Raw genomic sequence first — 12,392 nt, forward strand, 5'->3', positions numbered from 1 at the left:
GGGATTACGCGGCGTTGGCCGACGACAGCGGGGGGCGGGGTGGAAAGATGGGAGCGGTGTCGTGCAGGATCAGTCCTAGGGAGTAACTCTCCGCAACACTGGGGCCATCCGGGGACAGGCGTTCTGTGGAACGGATTTCCCGTATCGTCTGCGGTAATCCCACCAGCGTGGTTGTGGCCGGGATTTCGGGCAGTATCGGTCGGTACGTGGCCGCCGGTGAGGCCAGGTGGGGGTCCTGGCAGTAGAGGACGGCCGGGATGCCGGCGGCCACGGCGGCGTGTAACTGTTGGCTCCAGTCGCGCGCGCCGGCGGTCGCATCGACGATCAGCGCGGCGATGTCGCGGTTGGCCAGGTACTCCGAGAGCCGCATGCCGGCCGGACGCTGGGTGTCGTTGGGGTAGGCGGTACGGGAGCGTCCCCGCTCCAGGCGGTGCCAGCGTTCCTCGTTGCGCGAGCGCGCCCCCCGGTAGCTGCCGTGCCAGCGCAGGTACTCCCGGATGCGGAAGCTGATCTCGAACTCGGCGCCCATGCGCCCGGGTTCGGGGTCGACCTCGGCGGGCAGGGCGCGTCGCCACGTGGCCACGGGCAGCCCCATCAGGTGCAGCGGCACGATGAACTCCAGGCGTAGTTGGGCGTGGTTGCCGCGTACGGCGAGGTTGTCGGCTTCCTCAGCGATCTCGGCGATGCGCCGCTCCACGTGGGCTCGCGCCACGGTCTCCCGGTTGTGCAGCCCCACGAATTCCGGCGCGCTCTCGCGGTGGGGGCTCATGTGAATCCAGTGGTGCAGCCGGTACTGGCCGGCGTGGTCGTCGAGGGGTTCGAGTTCGACGAGCAGTCGCGCGGGCTCGGGCCGAAGCCCGCTGGCCACGGGTTCGGCGCCCGCCTGTGCGCGGATGCGCTCCACCGCCTGCCGGGTGGCGCTGTTGCTGGGCTGGGCCTCCCCCCAGGAACGCAGCCGCCGCGCCAGGTCGGGGCGGTGGAGGGCGAGGTGCTCGGTAAACAGCAGCGCGCGCTCCACGCCCGCCAGATCCGGCGGCAGGTCGTGGAGGTCCAGGAAGGCTTCCCAGCCTGTCTGGGGCGCCGGTACATCGTCGAGGTCGGCCAGGCGATCGCGCACCGCTGTGGTGTAGGCCGACTCGAAGTCGCGTGGTGCCAGGGTGACCAGCAGCGTGCTCAACCGGTCAGTGGTTTCTGGCCCCAGTAGCAGGGCGTCTTCCTCGGCCAACAGCGGCTCGGCGGCCTCGGTCGCCAGCGTGACACTGCGCGAGGTGTCTTCCTCTTTGGCGACGAGCCACCGTAGGGCCAGCCGTAGCCGGTTGTGGCGCACACAGGCGTACACGAGTTGTTCGCAGAACTCGTGGGGCGCCCCTGTCAGGTCTACGCTGCGGTGGATCGTGTCGGGCAGGTAGGAGCAGTAGATCTCCCGCCGGCTCACCGTCGCCAAGGTCGGGACGTCAGCCAGCGCTTTGACGAGTTCGTGGCGGGCCTGGCGCATCAGGAGGGACCTCCGCGCAACACGGGCGCCGCCGCCTCCCAGCACCGGCGCATCGGCTCGCTGTTGTCTTCCAGCAGGTCCAATACGGCCAGCGCGGAGCGTAGCTCGCCGTGGTCTCGGCAGCGGGCCACTAGCCGCGCGGCGTAAAGCTCGGCCGGTCCCTCGTAGGGCACCCACCGCCGAATCCGGCCGGCCAGGTAGGAGTGGAAGACCTCGCGCGGGCCGAGCATGGCGATGGTGGGAACCTCGCACAGGGCTACAACCAGCCGGTGTGTCCGCGTCGCTCCGTCGACCCAGGCGGTGTCGCGCTGCGCCGGGGGCGTGGTGGGCGCTGCGGGGCGGAGTTGCCCCGACCACACCGCCGGGATCGTGTCGACCGGGATCATCCAGGCCACGTCGCCGAAGGTGCCGCGCGGATCGGCGTAGGAGTCGCTGACGACGCCGATCACGTGCGCCGTGGTGGTGTCGACCACCCCGCTGCCGCTGAACCCCTCGGTGATCCGAGGCCCCAGCGTCGAGGCGGCGTCGAGTTGCACATAACCAGCGCGTGGTCCGCTGGGGGCGCGCAGCACGCTGTAGGCCCACACGCCGTGCGCGACGTCGCCCAGTCCAAGCACGCTCACCGTGCGGCCGGCCGCCCGAGCCCCCTCGTAGCCGCCCAGCGGCGCGGTCGCCACGGTGGTGGGCAAGCTCTCGCTGGTGTGCAGGACGGCGATGTCCCAGGGCGGTCGGTCCTCGAACCACCCTTCGGCCATGGGGGCCGCCGCGATCGCGCGCCCCTGCGCCTCGACGAGGACGGTGGCCTCATGGCCCGTATCGTTTCGCTCCTCCCGGTCCCTGCCGCTGGGCCCGGCCGCCGAGCGCACCACATGGGCACAGGTCACAAGGTGCTCGGGGCTGACGACAATTCCCGCCCCGACGAAAACGCCCCTCGAATCGAGGATTCTCAGTTGCCATGTGGGGGCGGCTCGATGAGGAAACGCAGACACGGCGACGTATCTCTTTCTTGTCGGCCGGCAACGGTACAGCAGTGCCGACCCACAACACGCGATAGGAACGTCCTGTTCAGAACGGGGGATTCTTTTGTGAAAATCGTACCCGCACGACAGTGACGAAATCGGCTCTCGGGTGCATGGATTGTCACGCATTGCTGTCGACGCGGCGAATACCACCTGGGTTCCACACGGTGGGCCGGCCACGCAGCCGAGCCTGGCAGGAATCGGACGGCACCCGGTCGTCGGCCGGGCGTGTCAGCGGCGCACCAGTGATCGTGACCGAGGGGGTGCCCCTGCCGGCGCTCTTGTTAGTGGTGGGCGAGCCGGGCGGGGGAGCGGGCGTGCCGAGCCATGTCCCGCCATGGGTCGGCCGCCAGGCGAGGGCCGACGGTGTGCACGGTCCACACCCGCGCCGAGGCTGTCGCGTCGAGTTCCTCCCACGTCAGCGGCGTAGCCACCGGAGCCCCAGGCAGCGGGCGCACCGAGTACGGGGCCACGGCGTGCTGCGCGTAGGCGTTGCGCAGGGTGTCGAGGAAGACGCGGTCGCCGCGCTTGTTCTTGCGCACTTCGGTGGTCAGGCTGCGGGGGTGGCGCTGGGCGGCGCGGTTGGCCAGCTCGTGCGAGAGCGCTCGCACGTCGTCGAAGTCGCGCTCCGGGCGCAGCGGCGTGACCACGTGTACCCCGCGCGAGCCCGTCGTCATCACATAGCAGAGCAGCCCCGCCTCCTCCAGCACCGCCCGCACGTCGCCGGCGGCGCGGCGCACCCGAGCGAAGTCGTCCTCTGGCGGGTCGATGTCGATGATGAGCCGGTCGGGCCGGTGAAGGGCGCGGTTGCGGCTCAACCACGGGTGGACGGTGATGACCGCCTGGTTGGCCAGCCACACCAGGACGGCCGTGGTGGAGCAGGACACCATCGTCACCGCGCCGCCCTGCTCGCGCTCGACGCGCACGGCCCCCACCCAGTCCGGGGCATGGTCGGGGCGCCGTTTCTGGAAGAAGCCCTCAGCGTTGATCCCCTCGGGAAAACGGTGCATCGCCAAGGGCCGTTCGCGCACGTGCGGCAGCATCGCCGCTCCGGCGGCGCGGTAGTATTCGGCGAGGTCGCGTTTGGTGATCGCGTCGTCGTCGAACAGGATCTTGTCGGGGTGGCTCACGGCGACGTCGTAGCCGTCCACCCGCAGGTTCTCCTTGCTGCCGCTCACTGCTGCTCAGCCTCGTCGTCGCGTGCGACCTCGTCGATGTCGCGGCCGGTGCGCACCGACTCCGGGCGGGTGGTGGGCTCGTCGCCCGCGTCGGCGGCCTCGTCACGCTCCTTGACCAGTAGCCACGCCTCGTCGGAGCCGCGACGTATCCGGTTGAGGGCATAGCCTCCGTCGAGTTTGTCGCCGTGGAGGCGAAATGACACGTGGCCCTGGTGGAGTCCGTGGCTCATGCTCACCTCGTGGCCCTGCTCCACCGTGGTGTTGGTGTAGGTTCCGCGGTCCCAGATCAAGACCGTGCCCGCCCCGTAGTCCCCGTTGGGGATGGTGCCCTCGAAGTCGGCGTAGTCGAGCGCGTGGTCCTCCGTGGGCAGGGCGAGCCGCTTCTGCGCAGGGTCGATCGAGGGCCCCTTGGGCACCGACCACGACTTGAGCGTCCCCTCGACTTCTAGCCGAAAGTCGTAGTGGTCGGTGCTGGCGGCGTGGCGCTGGATCACGAATTGGGGGCGCTCGCCGGCCGTCCCCGGCTGCGCCTGCGAGGGTTGCGACACGGAGTCGACGGTGCGCGGGTGCTGTCGCTCGTGCGAGTCGTCAGTGGTGGCCATACGTTGTTCCCCCTCCCGACCTCGTGCCCGAGATCGGCGCCACCATGCGCCCGCGCCGCCGATACCACCGGTGAGGTGGGAAAAAACGGGAAAACGGGTGGTCTGGCCGTGTCCGGCGTCCCGACCACCCGCTCCGTGGCAGCGGTCAGCGCCGGTGCAGGTCGAGCCAGACCAGCCGGTGGTCGGAGCTGGGGAAGGGGTAGCTTCCGGTGAGGCGGCTCAGCGGGTCGTCGGAGGTGGGCCAGAAGACCCCGGCGTCTCGGACAGCCAGCCCTCGGGAGGGCAGCACGTAGTCGACCCGCAGGTTGCCGGGGCCGGGAGTGTCGGCGAAGTCGGCGGTGTCCTGGGCGGGGGCGCCGGTGTGGTCGGTGTTGGCGCCCTGCTGGGCCTGGGCGGCCTCAGCCCCGCCGGCGCTGGTGGGCACCACAGCGGAGTTGACGCGGCGGGAGTCGAGCAGTTGCGCGATCGCATCGGGGTGGCCATCGCCGTCGTTGGGGTCGGCGTTGAGGTCACCGGCGACGACGAACGCCGCACCGGGGTGCAGCCCGCCGCGTTGTCCCTCGTCGTCGTAGATGTAGCCTGCCCGCCACGGCCGCACGTAGTCCGCCCAGAACCGGATCTCGTCGTGGTTGCGTTTGACGTTGCGTTGTTCTGGGCCGTCGAAGCTGGGGGGTGTGGGGTGGCTGGCCAGGAGGTGGACGCTGCGGCCACGCCCGGCGCGGATCGGGATGTCCCAGTGGCTCTTCGACGACAGCCGCAGGCGCGCCAGCTCCGCAGCGGAGTAGAACGGCTCGCCGGTGTCGGGGGCGGTCGGTAGCAGCGCGTCGGGCATGTCGGCCCAGCGGAACTTCTGGAAGGTCCGCACCTTGTCGGTGGCGATGGGGTAGCGCGAGTAGACGACCATGCCGTATTGGCCGGGGAACGCCCCGAACCCGAAGGCGTCGTCGCCGTAGCCCGCGGTCTCCGGTTCGGTGACGGCCACGCCGTCGTTGTCGAGGTCGAAGCCCGACGCGATCCCGGTGTTGCTGGGCGCGGTGTAGCGGTAGCGGTAGTCGATGCCCGCGGCGCCCTCGTGGGGAACGGAGAGGTATTTCTCCTGGAACAGCTCGGCGGCTCGTCCCCGGGCGTCGTAGTCGAACTCGTTGAGCAGCAAGACGTCGGGCCGGACGCGCTGGATGATCTCGGCGACGGTGTGGGCTTGGGTGTCGGTGCCGGTGGCCAGGTCCGCGGCCAGTTCTCCGGCGGAGGCGCGGTTGAGCGAGGCGTTGAACGTGGCGAAACGGATCTCCGCGGCGCCGTGCCCCGTGCCGTGGCCTTCGCCGTGGCCCCCGTGGTGGTGCCCGTGGTCGCCGTGCCTGTACTCGGCTGCGGCCGGTGCCGTCATGAGCGTCAGAGTGGTGGCGAGCGCGGTGAGTAAGGCCAGTGTGCGCGTTGTCGAACGCATCGGTGTCGGTTGTCCCTTCCCGGCGGGAAACGCGGTCGCGCCCTTATCTAGCGCGGCGCGAGCAATCCCGCGCAGCCCCAGAATGACCCGGCGGTGAACACGCGGTGCCGACGCTCGCGACGGCGTGTCCGCCCGGAGCTGCTGTCGAGTCTACGGCGCCGCGGCCGGCACGTTCGCGCATGTCGGCCGCGGCGGGCGAACCGAGGCCGGTGCCGCCCAACCATCCCTTGAACGCGACCCTATCTCGATATATCGTTAATACATCTCGATAGGAAATGAGCGATCGGAAAGGATCGTGTGATGACTGCGATGGCAATGCCGTGGCCCTGGGAAGGCAGAGCGCGTGGCGGTGGCAAGGGGGAGCGTCGCCGCGGCGGCGGTTGGGACATCCCCGGCACACCCGGGCACTTTGCTGGTGACTGCCGCCGGCCGCCGTGGCTGGCGATGACAGGTCCCCGCGGTGGCGGCCCCCGAGGGGGGCGTCCGTTCCCGCCGCAGGGGCCCTGGGGCGGGCCTCCCATGCCTCCCGGCGCCCCGTTCGAATGGTTCTTCGGTGGCCCGCACGGGCACCGCAAATCCGGCGGTCGCCGGGCGCGGCGGGGCGACGTGCGCACCGGCATCCTGCTGCTGCTAGCTGAGGAGCCCCGCAGCGGCTACGAGATCATCCGGGAGGGGCGCGAACGCAGCCGTGGCGCGTGGCGGCCCAGCCCCGGGTCGGTCTATCCCATGCTCCAGCAGTTGCAAGACGAAGGGCTGGTGCGGCCCGCGGCCGGCTCCGGCGATAACCGCCGCCGCCCCTTCGAGCTGACTGAGGAGGGCCGCTCCTACGTCGACGACAACGCCGAGGAGCTGACCCCGCCCTGGGAGGCGTTCGAGGACGCCGACGAGCCCCAAGGCGACTTCGGCGAGTTCGGCGCGCTGGCCGCCCAGCTTTCGGCGGCGGCCGTACAGGTGCTACAGGCCGGCACACCCGAGCAGGTGCAGCGTGCCAAGCAGCTCCTCGACGACACCCGGCGCGGGCTGTACCGCATCCTCGCCGAAGACACCGGCCAGACCAGTGGCCGCGACGAGGAGGACACCTGAGCTCACCTGCTTTCGGGGGAGTTGCGAGAATGCGACACCTCGCCTGCCGGCGGCGCGGGAGCCCTGCGCGCCCTGTTCGCCAGGCGTTGCCGGGGCCGTGCCGAAGCTGGCCACGATGTCGTGGCCACGCCGTCCCCGCCTTCGCTCCCGCGCCGTGCCCGCCGCGTTTTGGGTTGTGCCATCCCACCGGGGATAGATTCGGGAGGCGCGGGGGCGCTTGGAGGGACCGGCGATCCCCACCGTGACAGAAGGGGCAGGTGGACGATCGGTGGTGGCGCGACAATTCGTCGCTGGTGGAGCGGCCCTGGGGAGCCTGACGGTGCTTGGTCCGCCGCTGGGGCTGCTGTGGTGGGCCCTGGCCCCGCCGGCACAAGTGACCGTGATCTCCGATGGGGCCACGGCGCCCTACCCCATCTCAGAGGATCTGTTCGCCCGCGACGGTTACTACGCGATCATGATGGTGCTCGCCGGGCTGATCTGCGGCTACGTCGGCTACCTGGCGCAGCACCACTACTCCGTGCGCACCCGGACCGACCTGCGCCTGGCTGTCCTGCTCGGCCTCACGGCCGGGGCGCTGCTGGGCGCGGTGCTGGCCTGGCAGACGGGTGTCACCCTCGACGCCGCCCTCGCCGGGCCCGCCATTGCCGAGGCCGAGCCCGGCGACACCGTCGAAGCCGCGCTGCTGCTGCGCGCCCGCAGCGCGCTGGTGCTGTGGGCGTTCGTGGCCGTGTTGCAGTACGGCCTGTTCGACGCAGTCAGCCTCTGGCGCGGCGATCTCCCACGCCTCAGCCGCGAGCCTCACGAGTCGCCGTCCGCAGCCGGCACCCCCGCCGTGTCCCCGCCGGGCCGGCCCGGCACCGTACCCGAGTAGGGCGAGGGGCCTTACTCGCCGGTGGCGATCCCCGTGGTGACCGCCCCGGTTGCCCGGATGAGGTCGGTGGGGGAGACCTCCATCTGCAACCCGCGCCGGCCGGCGGAGACGAAGATGGTGGTGTGGTCGTCGGCCGAGGAGTCCACGACCGTGCGCAACCGCTTGCGCTGGCCCAGGGGGCTGATCCCGCCGCGCACGTATCCGGTGGCGCGTTCGGCGGTGGCCGACTCGGCCAGCGCGGCCCGCTTGCCGCCCACCGCTGCGGCCAGCGCCTTGAGGTTGAGGCTGCGGTGAACCGGCACGATTCCGACCGTCAGCTCGCCGTCGACCTCGGCCACCAGGGTCTTGAACACGCGCTCGCGCGCCACCTGGAGCGCGTCGGCGGCCTCCTCGCCGTAGGAGGCCTTTCCCGGTGCCTCGTAGGGGTGGAGGGTGAACTCGACGTTGGCTCGGTTCGCGGCCATCGTGGCAGGGGTCTTCTGAGCGCCCATCCCGCTCCTTTCGTCTCGGCACCGGTCCTTCGAGGCTAGCCCGTAGCGCTGCCGGCCGAGGCTTTTGGGTGCCGGCCTCCGACGAGCGAGACGACGGCGCTAGTTCAGGCTGACCTCGTGGCGCGTGAAAGGACCCGCCGGCAGTGTGGGAAGCGTGGTCAGCAGCCGGTTCTCCCGCCGCAGCAGCTCGGCCAGCCGTTTCAGCCGCTCCGTGGCCTGGTCGACTTCGAGCAGCCCCTGCTTGTCGTAGCGGTCGACCACAACAGCCGCCGCCACCGCGTAGGACAGCGGGAGCGGGTCGGTGGGGAAATCGTCGGGGATCTCCACACGCACCCCGGCACTGGCCAGCCGTTCGCAGTAGGTGGTGAACAGCCGGTTCACCCGCTCGGCCAGTTCCTCAGCCCCCTCACCGACCTCGTCGGGCAAGGGGGTGGTCGCAGCCCGCTGATAGGGGCGCTCGGCGTCGGGGGCATCGACCGCGTCGACCCGGAACCTGGTCATGCCTTGGGCGACGATGTCGTATTGGCCATCCTCGCGCCGGTGGACGCTACTGATCTCGGCCACACAGCCGACGTCGGAGAGGCGGTGCGCCGCGCCCTCGCCGACCTCGTGGCCGAACTCGATGCCCACGATGCCGAACCGTCGTGGTTCGTCGGCGGGCTCGTCGAGGAGGTCGGCCAGCAACCGGCGGTAGCGCTCCTCGAAGACGCGCAGCGGCAGCGCCATACCGGGAAAGAGTACAGAACCAAGTGGGAAAAGAGGCAGCCTGCGAGGCATTGTCCCAGTATGCCTAATCGAGGCGGCTGCTGTCGGCTGGGGGCCGGTGGTTCATCCCCCTGCGGGGGGCCACCGGCCGCTGGCGGTCACCCCCGTGGGGTGTGGGCCCGGGGCGTCAGGAGACCTTCAGGAGACCTCTGGTCCCGCCGTCTCCGGTGCCGTGTGGTCCTCCTCGCCCGTGCTGGAGAGTTCACGCGCCACGAACGTCTCCACGTCGAACAGATTGCCGTTGCTGCGGTCGACGACGGCCAGCAGCGTCGACATGGTGGAGACTTCCTCGCGCTGCTCCTTCAGGAACCAGTGCAGGAACTCCTCGCCGGAGTAGTCGTTCTCTTCGCGGGCCACCTTGACCAGGTGCTGGAACTGCGCGGTGACCTCCTGCTCCTGGCGCAGCGCAAGGGCGACAAGATCACGCGCCGTGTCGAAATCATTGCGAATTTCGTCGGTCGCCGGAATGCTAACCGTGACGTCGCTGTCGATGAGGAAGCGCACGATCATCATCGCGTGGTCGCGCTCTTCCAGCGACTGTCGATAGAAGAATCCGGCCAACTGGGGCAAGTCGTGCTCGTCGAACCACGCTGCCAGCGCGATGTATTGCTGAGAGGCCGTGAACTCGTGCCTGACCTGCTCAAGCAGGAGTCGGTGGAACTTGGAAAGACCGTGATCGGTGCTCGTTGTCGTTGAAGTCATACGACAATAATAGCGTCATGTTCTGCAATTGGCGATCAATGCGAAAGTAATGTCCCACACTTAGGCAAGGCTCTTTTTATGTCAATTAGGTAAGGCGCGCCGAAGTAAGGTTTGGCTTAATTTATTGGCGTTTTGATGTCGGCATGGTCGGTTTTTTCACCACTTCCACCCCCATCCGGCCGCCACGGCGCGTCCCACACTCGCCCCGGGCCCTCCCCCGCCGCCCCGTGCCGCCACTGGAATGAGGCGATGATCGCGCCTGTGTACCGGTACGCCGGTATACCGCCGTCCGCCCCTAGAATGAGGGGGTGATCTCCCGAATCGACCTGCGAGGAACCCCCGGAGACCCGCGTGGCCTGCTGCCGCGCGCCGAGATGGACGTCGAGGCGGCCGTGGACCGGGTGCGCCCGATCTGCGACGACGTTCGCACCCGCGGAGTCGAGGCGCTCGTCGACCTCACCGAGCGCTTCGACGGCGTGCGCCTCACCGACCTGCGAGTGCCCAAGACCGCTCTTGACGCCGCACTCGCCGAACTCGACCCCGACGTGCGCGCCGCCTTGGAAGAGTCCATCCGCCGCGCCCGCCTCGTACATCGCGACCAGCGCCGCACCGACGTCACCACCCATGTCGTGCCCGGCGGAACCGTGACCGAGCGCTGGCTCCCCGTGGAGCGCGTCGGGCTCTACGTCCCCGGTGGCCGCGCCGCCTACCCCTCCAGCGTCGTCATGAACGTGGTGCCCGCCCAGGAGGCGGGGGTCTCCTCGCTGGCCGTGGCCTCGCCGCCCCACGCCGAGACCGGGGGGATGCCCCACCCCACCACCCTCGCCGTGTGCGCGCTGCTGGGCGTAGAGGAGGTCTACTCCGTGGGCGGGGCCCAAGCCGTGGCCATGTTCGCCTACGGCGCCGGCGCATGCGCCCCCGCCGACATGGTCACCGGCCCGGGCAACCTCTGGGTCGCCGCCGCCAAGCGGCTCCTCAAAGGCGTCATCGGCATTGACTCCGAAGCCGGCCCCACCGAGATCGCCGTGCTCGCCGACCACACCGCCGACCCCGGCTATGTCGCGGCCGACCTCATCAGCCAGGCCGAGCACGACGTCGTGGCGGCCTCGGTACTGGTCACCGACTCCGCCGAGTTGGCCGGCAAGGTCGAAACCGAACTCGCCACCCAGGTCGCCACGACCAAACACCGCGAGCGCGTCACCGAAGCCCTGAGCGGACGCCAGTCCGGCATCGCGCTCGTCGACGATATCGACCACGGCTTGGCCGTGGTCAACGCCTACGCCGCCGAGCACCTGGAGATCATGACCAGCGACCCCCACGCCGTCGCCTCCCGCGTGCGCAACGCCGGAGCGATCTTCGTCGGTCCCTACGCCCCCGTCTCGCTGGGCGACTACTGCGCCGGCTCCAACCACGTGCTGCCCACCGGCGGCTGTGCGTGCCACTCCTCGGGGTTGAGCGTGCAGTCGTTCCTACGCGGCATCCACGTGGTCGACTACGACCGTTCCGCGCTGGCCACCGCCGCCCCCCACGTCCTCGCCCTGGCCCGGGCCGAGGATCTCCCCGCCCACGGCGATGCCGTCGCGCTGCGCGTGGGACAGCACGCGGCCGACCAACAGGAGGATCAAGCGTGAGTGAGTCGCTGCGCGTCGACGACCTGCCCCTGCGCGACGACCTGCGCGGTCGCAGCCCCTACGGAGCGCCCCAACTCGACGTCCCGGTCGCGCTCAACACCAACGAAAACCCCTACCCGCCCTCCCAGCGCCTCAGCGAGGCCCTGGGCCGGGCCGTCGCCGACGTCGCCGCCGGCCTCAACCGCTACCCCGACCGCGACGCCACCCGGCTCCGCAGCGACCTCGCCGGCTACCTCGGCCACGGCCTCGACGCCTCCCGGGTGTGGGCGGCCAACGGCTCCAACGAGGTGCTCCAACAGCTCCTCCAGGCCTTCGGCGGCCCCGGTCGGCTGGCCATGGGTTTCGACCCCTCCTACTCGATGCACCCGGTCATCACCCGGGTCAGCAACACCGAGTGGGTGTCGGTGCCGCGCGCCGACGACTTCACGTTGCGCCCCGAGGACGCCGTCGCCGCCATCACCCGCCACCAGCCCGACATCGTCTTTTTGACCTCGCCCAACAACCCCACCGGCACCGCGCTGGCGCTGGAGACCATCGACGAGATCGCGCGCGCCGCCCCGGGGATGGTCGTCGTCGACGAGGCCTACGCCGAGTTCCGCCGCGAAGGCGCCCCCAGCGCCCTGTCCCTGCTGCCCCACCACCCGCGGCTGGTCGTCACCCGCACCATGTCCAAGGCGTTCGCCATGGCAGGCGCCCGCATCGGCTACCTCGCCGCCCACCCGGCGGTCATCGACGCCCTCCAGCTTGTGCGGCTGCCCTACCACCTTTCCGCGGTCACCCAGGTGGTGGCCGCCACCGCCGTGGAGTTCACCGACGAACTGTTGAGCGCGGTCAAGCAGCTCCGGGACGAACGCGACGCCCTCGTCGACTGGCTGCGCCGCCACGGCTTCACCGTCGCCGACTCCGACGCCAACTTCGTGCTGTTCGGCGAGTTCGACGACCGCGGCGCCGTCTTCCAGCACCTGCTCGACCAGGGGATTCTCGTCCGCGAGGTCGGGCCGCCGCAGTGGCTGCGCGTCACCGTCGGCACCCCCGCGGAAATGTCGACCTTCCGCCAGACGTTGCTGGACGTGACCGGCACCGCCCGCGGTGCGGCCGACTAGAGCCCGCG

At 70.3% G+C, this 12,392-nt stretch carries 12 protein-coding genes; 4 read left to right on the forward strand and 8 right to left on the reverse strand.

The window, feature by feature from the left end:
• Positions 1-4: 4 nt before the first annotated feature.
• The 5 genes from ABD848_RS11700 to ABD848_RS11720 form a co-directional block, all read right to left on the reverse strand.
• Positions 5-1,495, reverse strand: coding sequence for a VMAP-C domain-containing protein (locus ABD848_RS11700; RefSeq protein ID WP_344970899.1), 1,491 nt, complete (start codon positions 1,493-1,495; stop codon positions 5-7).
• A complete protein-coding gene (locus ABD848_RS11705; protein ID WP_344970901.1) occupies positions 1,495-2,643 on the reverse strand; it encodes a S1 family peptidase in 1,149 nt (382 codons plus the stop codon). The genes ABD848_RS11700 and ABD848_RS11705 overlap by 1 nt, the downstream gene beginning before the upstream one ends.
• Positions 2,644-2,798: 155 nt before the next feature.
• Positions 2,799-3,692: a non-homologous end-joining DNA ligase gene (ligD, locus tag ABD848_RS11710; protein WP_344970903.1), complete on the reverse strand. Its 894-nt coding sequence runs from the start codon at positions 3,690-3,692 to the stop codon at positions 2,799-2,801.
• The gene (locus ABD848_RS11715; protein ID WP_344970905.1) at positions 3,689-4,294 is read right to left on the reverse strand and encodes a DNA polymerase ligase N-terminal domain-containing protein; all 606 of its coding nucleotides are present in this window, start codon (positions 4,292-4,294) and stop codon (positions 3,689-3,691) included. The genes ligD and ABD848_RS11715 overlap by 4 nt, the downstream gene beginning before the upstream one ends.
• A 145-nt stretch (positions 4,295-4,439) precedes the next feature.
• Complete coding sequence (locus tag ABD848_RS11720; RefSeq protein ID WP_344970907.1) at positions 4,440-5,738, reverse strand: endonuclease/exonuclease/phosphatase family protein; 1,299 nt, start codon at positions 5,736-5,738, stop codon at positions 4,440-4,442.
• Between the two features lie 519 nt (positions 5,739-6,257).
• Here ABD848_RS11720 and ABD848_RS11725 point away from each other — a divergent pair.
• Positions 6,258-6,821 (forward strand): PadR family transcriptional regulator, encoded by a 564-nt coding sequence (locus tag ABD848_RS11725; RefSeq protein WP_425567505.1) that lies wholly within the window; start codon positions 6,258-6,260, stop codon positions 6,819-6,821.
• A 271-nt stretch (positions 6,822-7,092) separates the two neighbouring features.
• Positions 7,093-7,692 carry a hypothetical protein gene (locus tag ABD848_RS11730; protein ID WP_344970911.1) on the forward strand — a complete coding sequence of 200 codons (600 nt, stop codon included), beginning with the start codon at positions 7,093-7,095 and terminating at the stop codon, positions 7,690-7,692.
• 11 nt (positions 7,693-7,703) lie between these two features.
• On the opposite strand, the gene ybaK is transcribed toward ABD848_RS11730, so the two are convergent.
• The 3 genes from ybaK to ABD848_RS11745 all read right to left on the reverse strand — a co-directional run bounded on the left by ybaK (position 7,704) and on the right by ABD848_RS11745 (position 9,650).
• A complete protein-coding gene (ybaK, locus tag ABD848_RS11735) occupies positions 7,704-8,183 on the reverse strand; it encodes a Cys-tRNA(Pro) deacylase (RefSeq protein ID WP_344970913.1) in 480 nt (159 codons plus the stop codon).
• Positions 8,184-8,282: 99 nt separating this feature from the next.
• Positions 8,283-8,960 (reverse strand): LON peptidase substrate-binding domain-containing protein, encoded by a 678-nt coding sequence (locus tag ABD848_RS11740; RefSeq protein WP_344970915.1) that lies wholly within the window; start codon positions 8,958-8,960, stop codon positions 8,283-8,285.
• Positions 8,961-9,086: 126 nt separating this feature from the next.
• Entirely contained in the window at positions 9,087-9,650 is a 564-nt protein-coding gene (locus ABD848_RS11745; RefSeq protein ID WP_344970917.1) for a ferritin, read from the reverse strand.
• 308 nt (positions 9,651-9,958) lie between these two features.
• On the opposite strand from ABD848_RS11745, the gene hisD reads away from it, so the two are divergent.
• Together hisD and ABD848_RS11755 are read left to right on the forward strand one after the other, a co-directional pair.
• Positions 9,959-11,281, forward strand: a complete 1,323-nt coding sequence (gene hisD, locus ABD848_RS11750) for a histidinol dehydrogenase (RefSeq protein ID WP_344970919.1) — start codon at positions 9,959-9,961, stop codon at positions 11,279-11,281.
• Positions 11,278-12,384, forward strand: a complete 1,107-nt coding sequence (locus ABD848_RS11755) for a histidinol-phosphate transaminase (RefSeq protein ID WP_344970921.1) — start codon at positions 11,278-11,280, stop codon at positions 12,382-12,384. The genes hisD and ABD848_RS11755 overlap by 4 nt, the downstream gene beginning before the upstream one ends.
• Positions 12,385-12,392 lie beyond the last annotated feature (8 nt).

Origin of the sequence: Salinactinospora qingdaonensis, from assembly GCF_039539445.1 — a bacterium.
Classification (GTDB): Bacteria; Actinomycetota; Actinomycetes; order Streptosporangiales; family Streptosporangiaceae; genus Salinactinospora; species Salinactinospora qingdaonensis.